11 protein-coding genes and 3 tRNA genes are annotated in these 18,555 nt (G+C 70.7%); 4 read left to right on the forward strand and 10 right to left on the reverse strand.

Annotated features, from left to right (window positions below; translation table 11 throughout):
• Window positions 1-144 precede the first annotated feature (144 nt).
• The 9 genes from V2J52_RS04555 to V2J52_RS04595 form a co-directional block, all read right to left on the reverse strand.
• Complete coding sequence (locus tag V2J52_RS04555) at window positions 145-768, reverse strand: TetR/AcrR family transcriptional regulator (protein WP_331226503.1); 624 nt, start codon at window positions 766-768, stop codon at window positions 145-147.
• Between the two features lie 164 nt (window positions 769-932).
• Complete coding sequence (locus tag V2J52_RS04560) at window positions 933-2,066, reverse strand: Gfo/Idh/MocA family protein (protein ID WP_491062168.1); 1,134 nt, start codon at window positions 2,064-2,066, stop codon at window positions 933-935.
• Window positions 2,067-2,154: 88 nt separating this feature from the next.
• The gene (locus V2J52_RS04565; RefSeq protein WP_331226505.1) at window positions 2,155-3,795 is read right to left on the reverse strand and encodes an MFS transporter; all 1,641 of its coding nucleotides are present in this window, start codon (window positions 3,793-3,795) and stop codon (window positions 2,155-2,157) included.
• The gene (glsA, locus tag V2J52_RS04570; RefSeq protein WP_331226506.1) at window positions 3,792-4,802 is read right to left on the reverse strand and encodes a glutaminase A; all 1,011 of its coding nucleotides are present in this window, start codon (window positions 4,800-4,802) and stop codon (window positions 3,792-3,794) included. Before glsA ends, V2J52_RS04565 begins: the two co-directional genes overlap by 4 nt.
• 140 nt (window positions 4,803-4,942) lie before the next feature.
• A tRNA-Arg gene (locus V2J52_RS04575) sits at window positions 4,943-5,015 on the reverse strand.
• 114 nt (window positions 5,016-5,129) lie between these two features.
• Window positions 5,130-5,789 carry a biliverdin-producing heme oxygenase gene (locus V2J52_RS04580; protein ID WP_331226507.1) on the reverse strand — a complete coding sequence of 220 codons (660 nt, stop codon included), beginning with the start codon at window positions 5,787-5,789 and terminating at the stop codon, window positions 5,130-5,132.
• Between the two features lie 189 nt (window positions 5,790-5,978).
• Window positions 5,979-9,854, reverse strand: a complete 3,876-nt coding sequence (locus V2J52_RS04585) for a lamin tail domain-containing metallophosphoesterase family protein (protein ID WP_331226508.1) — start codon at window positions 9,852-9,854, stop codon at window positions 5,979-5,981.
• A gap of 327 nt (window positions 9,855-10,181) precedes the next feature.
• Window positions 10,182-14,015 (reverse strand): lamin tail domain-containing protein, encoded by a 3,834-nt coding sequence (locus tag V2J52_RS04590; RefSeq protein ID WP_331226509.1) that lies wholly within the window; start codon window positions 14,013-14,015, stop codon window positions 10,182-10,184.
• Window positions 14,016-14,328: 313 nt separating this feature from the next.
• Window positions 14,329-14,417, reverse strand: a tRNA-Ser gene (locus V2J52_RS04595).
• Window positions 14,418-14,521: 104 nt separating this feature from the next.
• Here V2J52_RS04595 and V2J52_RS04600 point away from each other — a divergent pair.
• The 3 genes from V2J52_RS04600 (at window position 14,522) to V2J52_RS04610 (ending at window position 17,257) form a co-directional block, all read left to right on the forward strand.
• The gene (locus V2J52_RS04600; protein WP_331226510.1) at window positions 14,522-15,703 is read left to right on the forward strand and encodes an MFS transporter; all 1,182 of its coding nucleotides are present in this window, start codon (window positions 14,522-14,524) and stop codon (window positions 15,701-15,703) included.
• 51 nt (window positions 15,704-15,754) lie between these two features.
• Window positions 15,755-15,934 carry a hypothetical protein gene (locus V2J52_RS04605; RefSeq protein ID WP_331226511.1) on the forward strand — a complete coding sequence of 60 codons (180 nt, stop codon included), beginning with the start codon at window positions 15,755-15,757 and terminating at the stop codon, window positions 15,932-15,934.
• 294 nt (window positions 15,935-16,228) lie between these two features.
• Complete coding sequence (locus V2J52_RS04610) at window positions 16,229-17,257, forward strand: Fic family protein (RefSeq protein ID WP_331226512.1); 1,029 nt, start codon at window positions 16,229-16,231, stop codon at window positions 17,255-17,257.
• A gap of 35 nt (window positions 17,258-17,292) precedes the next feature.
• Here V2J52_RS04610 and V2J52_RS04615 read toward each other — a convergent pair.
• Window positions 17,293-17,380: transfer RNA gene (locus tag V2J52_RS04615), tRNA-Ser, on the reverse strand.
• A 158-nt stretch (window positions 17,381-17,538) separates the two neighbouring features.
• Here V2J52_RS04615 and V2J52_RS04620 point away from each other — a divergent pair.
• Window positions 17,539-18,504 (forward strand): NAD(P)H-quinone oxidoreductase, encoded by a 966-nt coding sequence (locus V2J52_RS04620; RefSeq protein WP_331226513.1) that lies wholly within the window; start codon window positions 17,539-17,541, stop codon window positions 18,502-18,504.
• Window positions 18,505-18,555: the final 51 nt, after the last annotated feature.

Below are 18,555 nucleotides of genomic sequence, written 5' to 3' on the forward strand. Positions count from 1 at the left end.
CTTGAGGCGAAAGCCTGATGTAGCAATACGGCTCAGGTGCGGACTGGAGCGCGCAGCGCGGCACCTGACACGGGCCGGGATCCAGCATCGTGGCGCGGATCGACCGAGCCGTGCACAAACAACCTCGGAGTGCGGGCTGAGGACCTAGCGGCCCGGGGTCGTCGGCCGGCCGAGGAGCGAGGCGAGCTGCCGGCGGATGCGCACTTCACTGTCCGGTGCGGCGGTGAACGGGCGGAACAGTGCCAGTTGTTTGACGCCCTCCATCGCGGAGACCATCACCTCGACGGCGCCGTCGACGTCGTCCACTTCGAGTTCACCGGCGCCCACGGCACGATGGACCAGCCCGAGGAAGTGCCGCTCAACCTCGTCCTGGAAGCCCGCCCAGCTCGCGCGGATCTCCTCGTCGTACAGCGAGCTGGCAATGATCTCCAGGGTGAACACGCGGTTCGCGTCATCGAGCAGACAGTCCCGCACCGAGAAGGCGATGGCCGCCTCCACAGCGGCAAACCTGCTCTGCGCACCCTCGAGGGCGGCCCCCATGTTCTTGCGCCAGCGCTGGTAGTACACCGCGCACGCGGCCAGCACGACCTCCTTCTTCGAGGAGTAGTGCCAGTAGAGACTGCCCTTGGTGACTCCTGCCTCCGCCGCGATGGCGTCCATGTTGACGCCGGCGATCCCGCGCGAGGAGAACAGGCGAAACGCCGCCTGGGCGAGCTCGTCACTGCGCGCAACCGGCGCTTCGGTGGTCGGCACGGTCGTCGCGGTCATGCCAACATGCTAGCGCTATACCGTACGCGTCGGTACAGCAGCTCAGAATCCGGCGGTCCCTCGCCGACGAACTGCCGGTTGGCGGACTGGCCTCAGGCGAGGACCAGAGGAAGCCCGCCGTACCGCCGGGTACAGAAGCGCATCGAGCGGTACCCCACACCGTGTCACCGCTCGACCTCCACCCAGCTGCGCGATGCGGCGGACTGCACGACGGCGTCGGCGAGGCGCGCGGCGCGCAGCCCGTCGGCGAAGGTCGGCAGGCCGTCCGGGGCCCCGCCGCTGATCGTCCGGGCGGTGTCCGCCACGAAGCTGGCGAAGCACTCCTGGTACCCCTGCGGGTGGCCGGCCGGGACGAGGGCGTACTTCGCCGCAGCGGTGGAGAGCGTGTCGGGGTCGCGGACCAGCAGCTGGGAGCCCTCCCGGCGTCCCTGCCAGAGCTTCTCGGACTCCTCCTGGTCGAAGGCGAGGGTCGACTCCGAGCCGGAGACCTCCAGCATCAGGCGGTTCTTGCGGCCCGGGGAGACCTGGGAGATCGTGGCGGAACCCAGGACGCCGGCAATGGTCTCGAACTGCAGCACGACGAGGTCCTCGGTCTGCACCGAGCCGGCTCCGTCGCCGCGCTGCTGGTTGACGGTGTCGCTGCGGGCACTGACCGCACGGATGGGGTCACCGGTGACGAACTCCAGCAGGTCGCACCAGTGCGAGCCGATGTCGCCGAAGGCGCGCGTCGCGCCGCCGAGACTGGCGTCCACCCGCCAGTTGTCGTCGGCGGTGGCGCTGAGCCAGTCCTGCAGGTATGAGCCGTGGGCGAGGAAGACCCGGCCCAGCTCGCCGCGGCGGACCCGCTCACGGGCCTCGCGGACCATCGGGTGGAACCGGTAGACGAAGGGCACGGCGCCGACCTTGCCGCTCCGCTCGAGGGCGGCCCACATGCTGTAGGCGTCGGCGGGGTTGGTGGCGAGCGGCTTCTCGCAGACGATGTGCTTGCCGGCCTCGATGGCCCGCATGACGAGAGGGTGGTGGAGGTAGTTCGGGGTGCAGACGTGGACGACGTCGATGTCCTCGGCGGCGAGCAGCTCGTCCACCTCGGCGAACCGACGGCTGGCCAGCATGGTCTCCGCCGCCTGCGCCGAGCGCTCCTCGTTGCTCGCGACGACCCCGACGACCTCGCCGCCGTTGACCCTGATGGCGCGGGCATGGACCTCGCCCATGAAGCCCGCACCGATGATCCCCGCGCGATAGCCGGTGGTGATCACGGCCGCGCTCCCCGTGTCAACAGTGACACCCGTAACAGTCATGGGTGGAAGATATGGGGACTTTTGCGCTTTGTCAACGCAAAGTCGAAAGATGTGGGCGGGACATATGTGCGAATGGTTGCGAGAAACGTCACACCCGCCCGGAACCCCCTGCCGGGTCGGGGATCTCGTGGGGCCGGTAACCAGGCAGCCGACCCGCCGGCACGATCGCGGTCGCGCTGACCGCCGCGAGCAGGAGCAGGCCGAGCTTGAGCGTGCGCAGCCGGGCGTCCTCATGGACGGCGACAACTGCGTCGACCTGCTGCGGCTCGGCGTCGGTGGTGGCCAGCACGTCGCGGAGCTCGTCGTTGCTCACGAAGTCCGCGTCGTCGAGCTCCGCTTCGATGACCAGCTCGGGCGGCACCTCGACGTCGTCCATCAGCGCCCGCCCGACGTTGAGGCTGAGCAGGGTCACCAACAGCGCTGCCACCACGGCGGTCCCGACCGCGGACGCGAGGTTCTGGGTGGTGCCGCGGATCGAACCGACGTCCCCGGCGGACTGCTTCGGCGCCGCCGTGATGAGGACGTTGAAGACCAGGGTGACGAGCGCGCCCTGGCCGACCCCGAAGACGAAGAGGCCGAGGATCGTCGGGAGGGTCTCCCAGTTGTTGGTGACCACGAAGGCCAGCCACACCAGTGCCGCGGTGGTCAGCACGAAGGAGAAGACACCGATCGCGCGTGGGCTGTACCGCTTGTAGAAGCGCACGACGACGGTGGCGGTGACGAACACCGTGAGGTTGAACGGCATCATCGCCAGCGCGGTGTCGAACGGGGTGCGGCCCTGGACGATCTGGATGTAGAGCGGGACGGTGAAGTTCAGCGCGGCCTCGAGGGCGACGACGATGAACATCGCGTACACCGCGGCGCGCTCCCGGCCCGAGCTGAGCACCCCCAGGTCAACGAGCGGGACCTTGCCGGCGGCGATCCGTCGTCGGGTCCACCAGAAGAATGCTTGTCCCAGCACGATCCCGACGACGACGAAGACCGGGGCAGGCGAGACACCGAGCAGGTCGAAGGGCGCTCCGGCCGAGGCGTAGAACAGGCCCCAGGCGTTGAGGTTGTTGAAGCCCAGGGTCAGCAGCACGATGGCGACGCCGATCAGCAGCGCGGCCACCAGGTCGATACGGATCCCGGGGTCGCCGCGATCGGACCGCAGCTGGAAGCTGAGGACGAACACGACCACTGCCAGCACCAGCACGATGCCGAAGACGGGCCGCCAGCCGACCAGCGTGCCGAGCGCCCCGCCCAGGAAGAAGGCGCTCACCCCGGAGATGGCACGGGCCGACCCGAGGGAGCCGACCGCCGTCGCCTGCTGGGCGCCGCGGTAGTTCTCGGCGATGAGCGCCACGAGCGACGGCACGATCATGGCGGCGGAGGCGCCGGCAACGGCCTGACCCGCGATCGCCCAGCCGACCGTCGGGGAGAAGATCATCATGAGGGCCGAGACGGCGAAGGTCGCGATGACGACGCGGAAGATCACCACCCACCCGACTCGCTGGCCGAGCTTGGCCCCGGTCATCACCAGAGCCGCCACCGCCAGGCCGTAGACCACGATCGTGGAGCTGACGACGGTGGGCGCGACGCCGAACTCCTCGACCATACCGCCGAGCGAGACCGGCAGCGCCGCGACGTTGAAGGACATGAGCACCTGGGCGAGGAACAAGCCCACCATCGGCAGCCACGAGCGCCGCTCCTCGACCGACTGCGGCAGCGCGGCCTGGTCGGTGGTCATGAGGCACCCTCGGCGCCGTCGTGCTGGGCCGAGGCGAAGACGTTGAGCCCGAGGGTGCGCGACAGGTGGGCGGTGGCGAGCTGTCCGCGCACGCTGTTGCCGGCCGGGTCCAGCAGCGGCGAGTAGGAGCCCAGCGCACCCTTGCCCGGGGCCACCGCCATGATCCCGCCGGTCACGCCAGACTTCGCCGGCAAGCCGATCTCGAACAACCACTCACCGGAGTGCTCGTACATCCCGGTCGCCGCGAGCACGGCCAACGTGTCACGGCAGACCGCGGCGGAGACGACGCGCCGGCCGGTCACCGGGTTGACGCCGCCGTCGGCCAGCGTGGCGCCCATGACCGCCAGGTCCCTCGCGGACACCAGCAAGGAGCACTGCCTGGTGTAGACGTCGAGCACGGTGAGCGAGTCGTCCCCCAGGCGCCCGTAGCTCTCCAGCAGCTGCGCGATGGCCCGGTTGCGCTGGTTGGTCGCCGACTCCGAGCGGTACACGACGTCGTCCGTGGCGAGGTCGCGGCCGGCGAACTGCGAGAGGCCCGAGCGCAGGTGCTCCCACGTCGCTGCGGCGGTCTCCCCCGGCATGAGCGACGTCGTCACCAGCGCCCCGGCGTTGACCATCGGGTTCATCGGGTGCCCGTCGTTGAGCTCGAGCGCGATCACCGAGCTGAAGGGGAGGCCGGTGTTGTTGACGCCCACCCGCTCCCGGACCACCTCATGGCCGTGGGCCTCGCACACGAGGGCATAGACAAAGGCCTTGGAGACCGACTGGATCGAGAACGTCACGTCCGCGTCGCCGGCCACGTGCATCGCACCGTCGGTACGAGCGACGCACAGCCCGAAGTGAGCCGGGTCCGCCTCGGCGAGCGCGGGGATGTAGTCGGCCTGGGCGCCGTCGTCGCGGTGCCGGTAGCGTTCGTAGGCCTCCGCGACGAGACCCTCGACCGCTGCCCAGCGCGGCAGCGAGCCGGTCGAGACCTCCTGCACCACGCCGTCGACGTCTGTCTCCATGGCCCCCTCCACGGTGTGGGGTGCGATGCTGCCACGCTTCGGCGTGCGTGACCAGGGTGCGGGCCGATCCCCGACCGCAGAGACACGAAATCCCCGCCAGGCTGGGCCTGACGGGGATGTCATGTCGCTGTCTCAACGAGCGCGCCCGAAGGGACTCGAACCCCCAACCTTCTGATCCGTAGTCAGATGCTCTATCCATTGAGCTACGGGCGCATGGCCACGGTGGGCCGTGACCGAGCATAGCGTTCCGAGGCGGGCCGGGGAAACCGAGGAGCCGATCGGTGGACGTGAAGTCCACCACGCCCCTCGCCCACGGGCCGTGCCGGACTACGCCGAGTGGCGCTCCCCGAGGGCCGCGAACAGCCGGGCGCTGAGGTCGAAGGCGACGCCGGCCTCGTCGACCGCGGCCTCGATCTCGACGTCGGTCAGCTCGAGGCCGTCCAGCCGTGCCCGGTAGGTGTCCTTGAAGATCTTCGGCTTCTCGATGGTCTCGAAGGTGTAGAAGGCGACGCCGTCCTCGCCGAGACCGTAGTGACGCTGCACGAGCCGCTTGATCGCCTGGCCGCCGGAGAGGTCGCCGAGGTAGCGGGTGTAGGCGTGCGCGGCGTAGCGCGGCAGGTCGTCACTCACCTCGGCGACCCGCGCCGCGTACTCGTGCGCGACCGGCAGGACGTCGATCTCGTCGCGCCACTGCGGGCCGAACAGGAACGCCAGGTCGGTCTCGATCGACGGCGTGCGGGTGAGGCCGTCGAAGACGAGCGACTGGCCCCGCTCCGAGCCGCGCATCTGCTCGCTGGCGGCCTCGAGCGCGATGTAGAGGCCGTACTGCTGCGCGGCGAGGTCCGCGTAGGCGGCGGTGCTCAGCCGTCCCTGCATGAGGTCGGTGATGAACGTGACCGTCTCCGCGCGGTCGTGGGCGGCGCGGGTGCCCTCCCGCAGACGGGTCGACAGCGGGACAACAGCGGCGTCGATCACGGGCGCGCTCATAAGACTCCTCATCGGGGTTCCGCTCGCGAGACGCGAGGTTAGGCAGGCCTATCCTAGGCGGAGTTCCGCGCTTTACGCTACATCCGTGTTGCGTAATTCGTCTGATGAACTTTCCCGGTACGACGACGGCGTCCCCGCTCTCCGGGGCGCGGAGAGCGGGGACGCCGGGCCGATCAATGCGGCCTGGGCCTAGCGGGTGGCGATGGTCCGCCGCCGCAGCAGGACCGCGCCGGCCGCGAGGAGCAGCAGCATGGCGAGGACCGCAGCCGTTACCGTGACACCGGTCGACGGCAGCGAGCCGCCGCCGCCGCTGCCGTCGACGTCCATGCCGGGCTGGCCGCCGCCGTCGCCAGGTGCCTGGTCGCCGCCGGGCACCTGGTCGTCGTCGCCAGGCGTCTGGTCGTCGTCGCCAGGCGTCTGGTCGTCGTCGCCGGGCGTCTGGTCGTCGCCGGGCTCGGTCGGCTCGGGGTCCGTCGGCTCCGGGTCCGGGTCGGCCGGCTCCGGGTCCGGGTCCGGGGTCTCGGTACCAGCGAGCACCGCCGGCACCGAGTGGACGACGTTGCCGTCGACGTCGGTGACCGCGGCGAACCAGAGCTGGTCGGTGGCCGCCCGCTCCAGCTCGACGCTCACCGGGGCGCCGGTAGCGGTCTGCGCCGCGGCGACCTCGGCGGACTCGCCGGTGACCGCCCACGACGTCGTCGTGACGTCGGTCGACCGGATGAGGTCCACCTCGACGACGAACTCGTCATCGCCGTCGTCGTAGCGAGCGGCCTCGCCGCGGTAGAGCGGCTCGTCGTAGCGCCACGCCTCGAAGGAGTCGAGCGTCGGGGAGTAGGCGTTGACGGCCATGAGCGAGGCGTCCAGGTCGAGCTGCAGCAGCCGCTGGAAGCCGGTGTCGCGGTCGAGGAGGTCCGCGCGGGTGACCGTCGGGTCGTCCTCGAGCGTCGAGCGGTAGCCCTGGTAGTCGGCGAGCATCTCGACGACCGTGCGACCGGTGGCCCCGACGTTGGTCACCGCGACGGTGTCCGTACCCACCTCGGTGGCGTCGGTGCGCTCCCCGGTGACCGGGTCGGCGTAGATCGTGGAGACGCCGTGGTAGTGACCGCCGAAGACGAGGAAGATGTTGTCGCTCGGTGCCACGACGCGCTCCCACAGGTCGTACCCGGTCGCGGTGTAGCGGTTGTCGACGGTCTCCCGCTCCCCGCTGGGGTGCAGGTAGGAGTGGGTGGCCAGCACGACGTTGTGGTCCGGGTGCGCGGCGGCCTGCGCCTGCGCCCAGTCCATCTGGTCGTGCGAGGCCCGGTACGGCAGGCTGATGACGAGGAAGTCGACCCCGGCGGCGGAGAAGTAGTCGGTGTGCGCGGAGTTGTCGCCCGGCGCCCACGCCTCCCCGAACCACGGCTTGTCCTCGTACATGCTCACCGGGAAGTAGTCGTTGTACTTGTCGTTGTCGTGGCCCCACAGGTTGTCGTGGTTGCCCGGAAGGACGCCGTTGGGGATGTCGGCGTCGTTGATGAGGTCCATGATGTCGCGGGCCGCCTGGAACTCGCGGTCCGCACGCTCGGCGGAGTTGTTGCCGTTGATCCAGTTCTGGATGATGTCGCCGGTGAGCGAGTTGTAGCCGATCTTGCGGTCGTCCGCGTTGGCGACGACCCAGCTGGCCATCTGCCGGAAGACGTCCTGGAAGCTCTCGGCGTAGAACTGCGTGTCGGTCATGTGGTTGATCGCGACGTCGTAGCTGCCGGGGTTGGCGAAGGCCTGGTCGGTCACGCCGACCTCGTCGATGAGCCCGCCGGTGGTGCGCGGCCCGTCGATGACCATCAGGTTCGCGACGCCGTCGACGACGGCGGCCGGCTCGACCGCGCCCACGAGGGTGATGTCGCCGTCGGCGGACGGCACGCCAGCCGCGGCCGGCTGCCACGCGCCGTCGGACCACACGAGGAGCTGAAGCTCGTTGCGGGGCTCGGCGGTGCCGGTCCACACGAACTCGCTCACGCCGTCGGCCGGGACCTCGAAGCGCAGGTAGGGGAAGCCGTCCGCGGTGCCCTCGGCGAGCGGCGCCGCCGGGTCCTCGACGACGGTCTCGTCGTCACCGGCGAGGGCCTCGGGGACCGGGAGGGTGCTGACACCCGCGTGCACGACGGCGTTGCTCGCGTCGCGCAGCTCGGCGGCGCGGACCGCGACGTCCAGGTCCGTGCCGTTCTCGTCGATGGTCGTGATCGTCACCGCGGTGCCGTCCTCGGAAGCGACGGCGGGCGTGCCGGGCACGTGGTCGGTCGCGACGTCGACGGCGTCCGTCTCGCCCGGCAGCGGGACGGTCGGGTCGACGTACTCAGCGTCGACGAGCTCGCCGGGCGTGCGCTGGGCGGCGACGAAGTCGAGCTCGTTGTCGCCGAGCGACTGGGCGCGGGTGTAGCTCTCGCCGAGGTCCGTCTTCGTGTAGTTGCGGGCCTCCTCGCCCAGCCGGCAGGGGGTGTACTGGTTGACACTGACGTCATAGGCGGCGAACGCGTCGACCAGCGCGCCGTCGGCGTCGGTGATGTACATGCCGTAGCCGTCGGTCTGGTTGAGGCCGGTGCCGTAGGTGGCGTCCGCGATCTCGAGGAGCGCGGCGGGGGCGCCGGCGGGAACACCGACGTAGGTGTCGCCGGGCTGCAGGGTGATCTCGCCGAGGTCGTCGATCTGCGCGTTGGTGCCGACACCGGGCTGGCCGGTGCCGTAGCAGCGGTAGGCCGACCAACCTGAGAGGTCGACCGGCTCGCTGCCGTAGTTGCCGAGCTCGAAGAACTCGTCGTTGCCGCCCGCCGGGCCGCTGGCGATGACCTCGCTCAGCCGGACGTCGCCGAAGCCCTCGAAGCTCGGCACCGGGGCGTACTCCGCGGCGGCGTCGTCCACGCCGGGGGTGCGGGTGGTCGTGGTGATGAAGTCCGCGGCGTTGTCACCGGTGTCGGAGACGCGCTGGTAGACGCCGTCGTCGAAGTGGTTGAGCTTCTCGTCGATCGGCGCGCCGTCGCTGCAGGGGCTGTTGCGGTTGTCGTAGACGCCCACGCGGTCGACGATCTCGTCGTCGTCGGTGAGGAGCATGACGCCGAAGTCGCGCCAGTGCATGCCCGTGCCGTAGGTGGCGTCGGCGTCTGCGGCGTACTGGCCGCCGCTGTGCGCGATGACGTAGCTGTCGCCCGGCTCGACGACCGACCCACCGGCCAGGTCACCGTTCTGCAGGTACTGCGTGCCGTTCTCGCCGCACCGGAAGAGCTGGTAGCCGCTCACGTCGACCGGCGCCGTGCCCTGGTTGGTGACCTCGACGTACTGGTCCGCGGTGGTCTGCGAGCCGCTGCTGGTGAACTCGGTGATCCGCAGGCCGTTGTCGACGCGGGCGACGTCGCCCTCGGTGACGTTCGCAGCGCCGACGGTCCGCGGCGCGATGACCCAGTCCTGCTCGATGTCACCGGTGTTGGACACCCGCTGGTGGGAGTCGTCGAGGCGGTGCTGCAGGCCGCGCTGCAGCCACTGGCCGTCGACGGCGCAGTCGGTGGCGATGTCCTCGTGGTAGAACCCGATGGCGTCGACCCGCTGCCCGGAGGCGTCCTCGATGAAGGCGCCGAAGCCGAAGCTGTGCAGGCTCGTGCCGTAGTAGGAGTCGGCGTCGTAGCCCGAGCCCTCGCGGGCGGTGGTGTACTGCTCACCTGCTGCCAGCGTGGTGCCGTCCGCGACGACCGCCTGCGGCCCGTAGCCGCCGCCGGTCTGGCCGCAGCGGTAGATCTTCCAGCCCGAGATGTCCATCGCCGACTCGCCGTAGTTGGTGATCTCGATGAAGTTCTTGTTGCCGTCGCGGTTGGCCTGCGACGTCGCGCCCGCGCCACCGTTGGCGATCTCGCTGATGAGCACCGGCGAGCCGGGCTCGATGTCGTAGCGCATCGGCACGACCGGCACGAGGCCGGCGGCGCCGGCCGGGATCGCGGCGCTGAGCGACACGGCCGCGGCGGCGGCGGCGGCCGCGATGAGACCACGGCGCCGGTGCCCCGCACCGGATCGCTCGGGTGGACGTCTGAGGGCACGGAACAAGGCGGATCCCTTCGCTGGATGACCGCAGCCGCCGACGACGACGGCTCGGGGCAGCCCGGCAGAGGACCGCCGGAGCCCACCCTGACGGGGCCGGGTAAACGCCCGGGGCGCACCGGATGACGGGCCGATGAACGTCCGGTGGACGGCAGCGGAACTGGTCATCGCCCGACCCAGCTCACCCACTGGCTGGTGACGAACTCAGCGGAACGGCTCCGCACCTGGCCGAGGCTGGGTACCGGGGTGTCGACGTGAGATGGGGGAAGACCCCCGAGTGGGGTGTGGAACTAGCGAGGAACCACACCCCAGACACTCGGGGGTCTTCAACACCTAGCGGGTGGCGATGGTCCGCCGCCGCAGCAGGACCGCGCCGGCCGCGAGGAGCAGCAGCATGGCGAGGACCGCAGCCGTCACCGTGACACCGGTCGCCGGCAGCGAGCCACCGCCGTCGCTGCCATCGACGTCCGACCCGGGCTGGCCGCCGTCGCCAGGTGCCTGGTCGCCGCCGGGCCCCTGGTTGTCGTCGCCGGGCACCTGGTCGTCATCACCGGGAGCCTGGTCGTCGCCGCTGGGCACCTGGTCATCGTCACCGGGCGTCTCGTCGTCACCGGGCGTCTCGTCGTCACCAGGCGTGTCATCGTCACCGGGCTCGGTCGGCTCGGGGTCGGTCGGCTCCTCCGTGGGCTCCTCCGGGTCGGTCGGCTCCTCCGTGGGCTCCTCCCCCTGCGCCGGCAGCGCGGCGGGCAGCGAGGTGACGGCGTTGCCGTCGTCGTCGGCCACGCGGACGTACCAGAGCTGGTCGACCTCGCCGGCCTCGCGCGCCAGCTCGACCGCCTCACCCGGTGCTGCGGACGCGGCCGCAACCTCGGCCGAGGGGCCGGTGAGCGCCCACGACTCCGGGCTCAGGGTGGTGGACCGGACCAGGTCGACCGCGACGACGAACTCCTCGTCGCTCGCGTCGTAACGTGCGTTGTCGCCACGGAAGGCCGGCTCGTCGTAGCGCCACGCCTCGAAGGTGTCGAGAGTCGGGGAGTAGGCGTTGACGGCCATGAGCCCGGCGTCGAAGTCCAGCTGCAGCAGCCGCTGGAAGCCGGTGTCCCGGTCGAGCAGGTCCTCGCGGACGACGGTCGGGTCCTCCTCGAGGGTGGAGCGGTAGCCCTGGTAGTCGGCGAGCATCTCGACGACCATCCGGCCGGACGCGCCGACGTTCTCGACGGCAACGGCGTCCGGACCCACCTGGGTGGCGTCGGACTGCTCACCGGTCACGGGGTCGCCGTACTGGGTGGAGACACCGTGGTAGTGACCGCCGAGGACGAGGAAGATGTTCTCGCTCGGGGCGACGACCCGCTCCCACACGTCCTCGCCCGTGGCCGAGTGACGGAACCCGAGGTGGTCGCGCTCTCCAGTGGTGTGCAGGTAGGAGTGCGCCGCGAGGACGACGCTGTGGTCCGGGTGGGCCTGCGCCTGCTCGGCCGCCCAGTCCATCTGCTCGTAGCTGGGCCGGTACGGCAGGGAGATGACGAGGAAGTCCACGCCACCCTCGGAGAAGTAGTCGGTGTGCGCGGAGTTGTCCCCCTCTGCCCATGCCTCTCCGTACCAGGGCTTGTCCTCGTACATGCTCGGGCCGAAGTACTCGTTGTACTTGGTGTTGTCCCGACCCCAGAGGTTGTCGTGGTTGCCGGGCAGGACGCCGTTGGGCACGTCGGCCTCGTTGAGGAGAGCCATGATGTCCTTGGCGGCCTCGAACTCCCGGTTCGCACGCTCGTGCGGGTGGTTGGCGTTCATCCAGTTCTCGATGATGTCACCGGTGAGGGTGCTGTAGCCGATGTTGCGGCCATCAGCGTTCGCGATCACCCAGGTCACCATCTGCCGGAAGACGTCGTGGAAGCCCTCGGCGACGAACTGGGTGTCGGACATGTGGTTGATCGCCACGTCGTAGCTGCCCGGGTTCGCGAAGGCGTTGTCGTGCACCCCGATCTCGTCGATGAGCCCGCCGCTGGTGCGGGGGCCGTCGATGACCAGGACGTGGGCCACGCCGTCGGCCGACGCCGGGGCGGCACCGACCAGGGTGACGTCACCGTCCGCGGAGGGCACGGCCGCGTCGACCGGGCGCCAGGCTCCCGCGACCCACAGCAGCATCTGCAGCTCGTTGCGCGGGTTCGCGGTACCCGTCCACACGAGCTCGACCGGCTCGTCGGTGGGCACCTCGAAGCGCTGGAAAGGGTAGCCACCGTCGGCCGCGGGGACCTCGTCGGAGGCGTCGACGATCTCCTCGCCCTCGATCTCCAGGGTGGCGGGCACCGGCTCGGTGCTCACGCCCGCCCGCACGACGACGTCGCCGGACTCGCGCAGCTCGGCCACGTGGGCGCTGAGCTCGAGACTCGTCCCGCCCTCGTCCGTCGTCGTGACCGTCACCGTCTCGTCCTCGCCCCCAGTGACGACCGGGGTGCCGGGCACATGGCTGGTCTCGACCTCGACCGGGTCGAGCTCGCCAGGCAGCGGCTCCGTGGGGTCGATGATCTCGGCGTCGACGAGCTCACCGGGGGTGCGCTCGGCGGTGACCGCGAAGTCTCGCTCGTTGTCCCCGGTGCTCTGGGCACGGGTGTAGCTCTCGCCCTGGTCGCCCTTGGTCCAGTTGCGGGCCTCCTCGCCGATGCGGCAGGGGGTGTACTGGTCGAGGATGACGTCGTAGGCGGCGAAGGCGTCGACCAGCCGGTTGTCGGCGTCGGTGACGTAGAGACCGTAGCCGTCGGTGTGGTTGAGGCCGGTGGCGTAGGTGCCGTCGGCGATGTCCACCAGCGCGGCCGGAGCACCCTCGGCTACCCCGAGGTAGGTCTCACCGGGCTCGATCGTGGCGTCGAGGTCGGCGATCTGCACGGAGTCACCCACGCCGGGCTGGCCGGTGCCGAAGCAGCGGTAAGCGCTCCACCCCGACATGTCGATGGGCTCGTCACCGTAGTTCCCGAGCTCGAAGAACTCGTCGCTGCCGCCAGCAGGGCCATTGGGCGCGATCTCGCTGATCTGCACGTCCCGGAAGCCGCCCCACTCGGGTGCGGGCTCGAAGTCCATCGTGGGGTCGTTGGAGCCCGGGGTACGGGTCGCGGTCTGGATGAAGTCGGTGCGGTTGTCGCCCGTGTCCGAGACGCGCTGGTGCGTGGTGTTGTCGAAGGCGTTGAGCTTCTCCTCGATCGGCCGACCGTCGCTGCAGGAGCTGTTCCACTTGTTGAAGACGCCCACCCGGTCGACGATCTCGTCCTCCGCCGTGTAGAGCACGGCGCCGGAGTCCCGCCAGTGCATGGCGGTGCCGTAGGTGATGTCGGCGTCCTCGGCGTGGGCGCCGTTGGCCCGCGCGGCGACATAGCTGCTGCCTGGCTCCAGCGAGGTGCCCTCGGGCAGCGCGCCGATCTGGAGGTACAGAGTGCCGTTCTCGCCGCAGCGGAACAGCTGGTAGCCGGACATGTCGACCGTCTCGTCACCGTAGTTGGTGACCTCGACGTACTCGTCCCAGTTGGAGGTGCTGCCACCGTTGTTGAACTCGGAGAAACGCAGCCCGTTGTCGACGCGGGGCACGTCCTCCTCGGTGACGTTCGGCTCGCCGACCGTGCGCGGGGCGATGACCCAGTCCTGCTCGATGTCACCGGTGTTGGACACGCGCTGGTGGGACTCGTCCAAGCGGTGCTGCAGAGCGTCCTGCAGCGCCTCACCATCGACGTTGCAGTCGGTGGTGCCGCTCTCGTGGTACGAGCCGATCGTGTCCAGGCGCTGACCGGTGGAGTCCTCGAGGATGGCGCCGTAGTTGTACCCGGCGAGGTTGGTCGAGTAGGTGGAGTCCACCTCGTAGGGCGAGCTCTGACCCGCCGTCGTGTACTGGTCACCGGGCTGGAGCACGGTGCCCTCGTCCACGACCGCCTGCGGGCCGTATGCGCCGCCAGGGCCGCCGCAACGGTGGATCCGGTACCCGGAGATGTCGACCGGCGCGTCACCGTAGTTGGTGATCTCGATGAAGTTCTTCGGTGAGTAGCGGCCGGACTGGAGCGTGGCACCCTTGCCCCCGTTGGCGACCTCGCTGAGAAGCACGTCCGAGCCGGGCTCGATGTCGTAGCGCATCGGCACGACGGGCACGAGGCCGACGGCGCCGGCCGGGATCACCGTGGTGAGCGCCACGGCCGCAGCAGCGGCCGCCGCGATGAGACCACGGCGCCGGTACCCCGCACCGGATTGCTGGGGCGGACGTCTGAGGGCACGGAACAACAAGGCTGGTCCCTTCGCTGAATGACCAAACCGCCGACGACGACGGCTCGGGGCAGCCCGGCAGAGGGCCGCCGGAGCCCACCCTGTCGGGAACGGGTGAACGACCCGGGTGCGCCGAGCGACGGGCCGATGAACGTCGGGGGGCCAGCAGCGGAACGGACCTGGCGGACGACGAAGGCCCCAGCGCCGTTGTCGTTCCAACGGTTCCGGGGCCTTCATCCACGAGCGGAGACGGTGGGATTTGAACCCACGGACGGGTTGCCCCGTCACGGCCTTAGCAGGGCCGCGCACTCGACCTGGCTATGCGACGTCTCCAATGGTCTGGATCAGGCTACCGGGCCGAGGCGGAGACCTCAAAGTCGCAGCGGCGGAGACAGTGGTCACCCGCCCGCTTCGGGCCGCGGTACGGTCAGGCCACCATGGGGCGACCTTCCTCGTCGGGGCTGAGCCGCGGCACGCTGCTGCTCCTTGCTGTCGCCACCGGCATGCTCACCGGCGGCAACTACCTCAACCAGCCGCTGCTCGCCGACATCGCGGTCGCGCTCGAGGTCAGCGACGCCGCCGCCGGGCGCACCGTGACGATCGCGCAGACCGCGTACGCGCTGGGCCTGGCGTTCCTCGTGCCGCTCGGTGACCGCTTCGAGCAGCGCAACCTCGCCGTGCTGCTGGTGACGCTGACCGCTGCGGGCCACGCACTGGCTGGCTTCGCTCCCGGTTTCAGCTCCCTCGTCGTCGGCATCGCGCTGGCCGCGACGGCGTCGGCCGCGGCCCAGGTGCTCGTCCCGATCGCGGCCGCGCTCTCGCCGCCGGGGCGTAGCAACCGCAACGTCGGCCTGGTGATGTCCGGGCTGGTCACCGGCACGCTCGTCGCGCGGGCGGTGTCCGGCATCCTTGCCGACCTCGGCGACTGGCACACCCCCTACCGGGTGTTCTGCGTCGCGCTGCTCCTCATCGCCGTCCTCATCTGGTGGCGGGTCCCCCAGGTGCCCTCGACGATGCGGCTGTCGTACCTGCGGATCCTCGCCTCGGTGGTGCGCCTGCTGCGCGACCAGCCCCGGCTGCGGCTGCGCGGGCTCACCAGCGCGCTCACCTTCGCGTCGGTCTCCGCGCTCTACGCGACGATGACCTTCATGCTCGCCGGCGAGCCTCACCACCTGAGCCCCACCCAGATCGGGCTCGTCACGCTCGCCGGCGTCATCGGGGCGCAGGCCGCCACGGTGGCCGGCAGCCTCGCCGACCGCGGCTGGGCCCAGCGCACCACCGGTGCGGCCCTCGCGCTGCTGCTGGTGTCCTGGGCGATCCTCGTCCCGGCGTCGCGCTGGCTCGTCGCCATGGTCGTCGGCTTCGTGCTCATCGACGCCGCACTGCAGGCGGTCCACCTCAGCAGCCAGTCGATCGTCTACGCGCTGTCGCCCGAGAAGCGGGCCCGCATCAACTCCGCCTACATGACCAGCTACTTCATCGGCGGGGCCGGCGGCTCCGCCGTCGGGGTGTGGGCCTGGACCACGTGGGGCTGGCACGGCGTCTGCGTCGTCGCCGCCGCGCTCGGGCTGGCCGCCATCGCGGCATGGACCGTCGACCTGAGGGCCGCCCGCCGCTGACCCGGGCAGTGGCCCGGCACAGCGCCGGGTGGCCGTGCGAGACTGCCGGACATGCAGAAGCTGCTCACCATCGTGCTCGTCGTCGTCGCCATCATGCTCGCCTGGTGGCTGGTGGGCTTCCTGTTCAGCGCCGTCTGGCTGCTCGTGCGGATCGTCGTCGTCCTCGTCGTCGCCGCGATCGTCTACGCCGTGCTGCGCGGGCTCCTCCGCAGCGACCGGCAGGGCCGCTGACCTCGTGGCCACCCGGCCAGCCGGCGGCGCTCGATGAGTTCCGCGACCTCATAACCCGATGCGGCGATCTTATGAGATAATCTTGTAGCCCATAAGTTCGCAGGAGGTGCGGTGGAGCACTCGAGCACGCCGGGGTTGCCGAGCGGGCCGTGGCCGGCTGTGGCGTGGGAGGCCCAGACGTGGACCCCGAGCTCGTCGTTGGGCACGCGCGCTGACAAGGTCGCCTTCGGTGCGCCGTACACGTCGGCCGTGCCACCGGCCATCAGCACACTGACGCCAAGAACCGATCGGCACGTGACAGCGGCTGCCGAGGAAGCGACCCAGGAGCTCACGCGATTCGACGCCGAGCTCGGCTCACGCGTCGCCTCCGTCGCCCCCGTCCTTCTTCGCTCCGAAGGCGCCTCCTCCTCCCAGATCGAGAACCTCACGGCCTCGGCACGTGCCGTGTTCAGCGCAGAGCTGGGAGCACGCACCGGCCGCAACGCGCAGCTCATCGCGGCGAACACCCGAGCGCTACGCTCCGCCATCGAGCTCTCGCGACACATCACCTCCGAGGCCATCACGCAGATGCATGCGGTGCTGATGGCCGATGAGCCGCGGCACCGACCAGGGCACTGGCGCGAGGAGGCGGTGTGGATCGGCGCCCGGTCGGACAGCCCTGTCGGCGCGTCATTCGTCGCTCCCCACCACTCTCGCGTGGCAGACCTGATCGACGATCTGGTCGCCTTTGCGGGACGAACGGACGTCCAGCCGCTGGTGTCCGTCGCCCTCGCCCATGCCCAGTTCGAGACCATCCACCCGTTCACCGACGGCAACGGCCGCACCGGCCGGGCACTAGCGCAGGCGCTCCTCCGGTACCGCGGTGTCACGCGGAACGTCGTCGTTCCCGTATCCGCCGGCCTGCTCGCGGACGTCGACGGCTACCACCGAGCGTTGACGGCATACCGGGAGGGTGACGCCGGTCCGATCGTGCAGGCGTTCGCGGACGCATCGTTGCGGGCAGTTGGGAACTCGCGGCAACTCATCACCGAGATCGACACCATCAGGACCGATTGGGGGGCGCGACTCGACGTGCGCCGGGACAGCAACGCGTGGAAGCTGCTCGACGTGCTCGCACATCGACCCGTCCTCGACTCCGCCACCGCCGCGCGTGAGCTGGGCGTCAAGCAGCCGAACGCCTACCCACCCCTGCGGGCACTCGTGGAGGCCGGCATCGCGAGCTCGAAGGCCGAGCACCGGCTGGATCCGTTCTGGCGGAGCGACGAGGTGCTGGCGGCGATCGACCGGTTCGCCGACAGGGCCGGACGCCGCGAAGCACGCTGATCGGCCTCGGCCTCGGGCACGAGCCCGCCGGCCGGTGGCGGAGGGCAAGGGATTCGAACCCTTGGTGGGTTGCCCCACAACGGTTTTCAAGACCGTCACATTCGGCCGCTCTGTCAGCCCTCCCTGCCGCGTACGGGGCACGAGGCCGCCCACACAGCGCGGCCCAGTCTAGCCAGCCGTGGCGGCCGGCCTCGTCAGCCGGCAGCCCGCCGGCAACCGGCCCGGCCCGCCGGGCGTCAACCAGCAGGCGCGCACCGACCACGAGCGACGATGATGGGACCATGCGAGCCATCACCGTCACCGCCGAGGGCGAGCTCGCGCTCGCCGACGCTCCCGACCCGGTTCCGGGTCCAGGCGAGGTGCTCGTCACCGTCGCCGCCGCCGGGGTCAACCGCGCCGACCTGCTGCAGCGCGCCGGCCACTACCCGCCGCCGCCCGGTGCCAGCGAGACCATCGGGCTGGAGGTCTCCGGCACGGTGGCGGCGCTCGGCCCGGGCGTCACTACGTGGGAGGTCGGCGACCGGGTCTGCGCGCTCCTCGCCGGCGGCGGCTACGCCGAGCAGGTCGTCGTCCCGGCGTCGCAGGTCCTCCCGGTACCCGCCGCGCTCGACCTGGTCGACGCCGCCGCACTGCCCGAAGCGGTCTGCACCGCGTGGTCCAACCTCGTCCTCACTGCCGGTCTCACCGCCGGCGACACCGTGCTTGTCCACGGCGGCTCTGGCGGCGTCGGCTCGGTGGCGGTCCAGCTCGCTCGCGCGGTCGGTGCCCGGGTGCTGGCGACGGCCGGCAGCCCGGAGCGTGCCGACAGGTGCGAGCAGCTCGGCGCCGACGTCGGCATCGACTACCGCGGCGACGTGCCCCACGCCGTCGCCGCTGCTACCGACGGCCGCGGCGCGGACGTCATCCTCGACGTCCTCGGTGCCGGCGGCCTGGCCGACAACCTCGCGATGCTCGCCACCGGCGGCCGCCTCGTGGTCATCGGCACCCAGCGCGGCGCCCGCGGCGAGGTCGACCTCCTGCGACTGATGGCCAAGCGGGCGAGCATCCACGGCACCACGCTGCGCGGCCGGCCGGTCGCCGAGAAGGCCGCCATCGTCGCCGAGGTCCGCGCCCGGGTGTGGCCGATGCTCGACGACGGCCGGCTCGCCGTCGTCGTCCACGACCGGCTCCCGCTCGCGCAGGCGGGGCGGGCGCACGAGCTGATGGACAGCGGCGAGGTGTTCGGCAAGCTGCTGCTCCTGCCCTGAACGCCGCCCGGTACGGGGGTGCTTGACCCTCACGCGACGTGAGGCAGGACG

The sequence above is a fragment of the Georgenia sunbinii genome, from assembly GCF_036421875.1.
Lineage (GTDB): Bacteria > Actinomycetota > Actinomycetes > Actinomycetales > Actinomycetaceae > Georgenia_B > Georgenia_B sunbinii.